Raw genomic sequence first — 1,368 nt, 5'->3', positions numbered from 1 at the left:
CCAAAACCTAAACTATTCAGTTTCTCTTTAATGTCAATTAAGGCAGAATCGCTTTGTCCTGGCCAAATGGCAGAATCATAGATGTCATTGATTTTATTCAACGTTTTCCCATCAATGATTCCATGAGGTTTTAAGTTATAATCCCTCTGGAATTGTTTGACTCGCTTTTCTGTAAAGTCACCGAAATAACTTGTCACGATGATTCCACCATAGCCAATCGCATTAAGCTTCTCTTTGATTCCTCTCAAATCTGAGTCGCTCTTTCCGACTTGTAAAGAACTATTATAAACAGCATCTAGTTGATCGAGCGTTTCTTGATTCGCTTTGCCTGTCACACTTAAATTATAGTAGTCTTGAAACTCTCTAACTCGTTTTTCTGTAAAATTACCAAAGTAATCGGTCACAAGAATTCCACTAAATCCAACTTGATTTAGTTTTCGTTTCATGGAAGCAATGTTCGAATGGCTATCTCCTTGGGAATAACCACTGGCCGCAAGCTCATCCAGTGCTCCTAACGTGCTTTCGTCAAGCACTCCATTAGCGGATAGATCCGCGAACCGTTGAAATTCTTTGACTCGCTGTACTGTGTAGTCTCCATAATAACTAGTGACGATAATTCCACTAAAACCTAAACTGTTTAGCTTTTCTTTGACGTCAATTAAGATAGGGTCACTTTCTCCTGGTCTAACGGCGGAATCATAGATTCCGTTAAGTTTTGCCAGTGTCTTAGCATCTACAATTCCATGAGCTTTCAAATTATGGTCTCGTTGAAACTCTATTACCCGTTTCTCCGTATAGTCACCAAAATAATTAGTCACTTTAATGCCACCATAGCCGAGGGCATTTAGCTTTTCTTTAATGCTCTTATTTTCTGAATGACTTTTGCCTAGTTGATGCGGACTATTGTAAACAGCATTTAACTCACTAAGCGTATCGGCTTCAACTTCTCCTGTTTCCGGGAGTCCATAATACGTTTGAAACTCAAGAACTCGTTGTTCAGTGTAATCACCAAAATAATCGGTTACCGTGATCCCATTAAAGCCAATATGATTTAATTTCACTTTGAAGTCAGATATCCCCGGTGCTCGATCTCCTACTTTGTAGGATCCATCAGAGGAAATTGATTGAATCGACATCGTATTTTGTTGAGACTGTGTAGTCTGTTTATCTTCAGATTCCTCACTGGAGGTCTCTTCGGTTGTGTCTTCGGATGAATTCTTTTCATCAATACGATCGTCTTGTTCAGAATCATGTTCTTTCTCTTGTTCATCAAGCGTTGAATCTTCTTGTTCTTCATATGTAGATTCTTTACTATCTTTCTCGGAATCTAGCTGCTTTTTCTCCTGATTCTCTTCCTGATCTTCAATT

Annotated in this window: 1 protein-coding gene; it reads right to left on the bottom strand. The window is 38.7% G+C overall.

The features are described from left to right. Positions 1-1,368 (bottom strand): peptidoglycan-binding domain-containing protein (locus tag KQ486_RS13975; protein ID WP_216687992.1); only part of this gene is annotated, 1,368 nt, incomplete at both ends.

The sequence above is a fragment of the Allobacillus halotolerans genome, assembly GCF_018967645.1.
Lineage (GTDB): Bacteria > Bacillota > Bacilli > Bacillales > Alkalibacillaceae > Allobacillus > Allobacillus halotolerans.
Note: the sequence above shows the minus strand (reverse complement) of the source record. Positions and strands in the feature narration are given on the sequence as shown.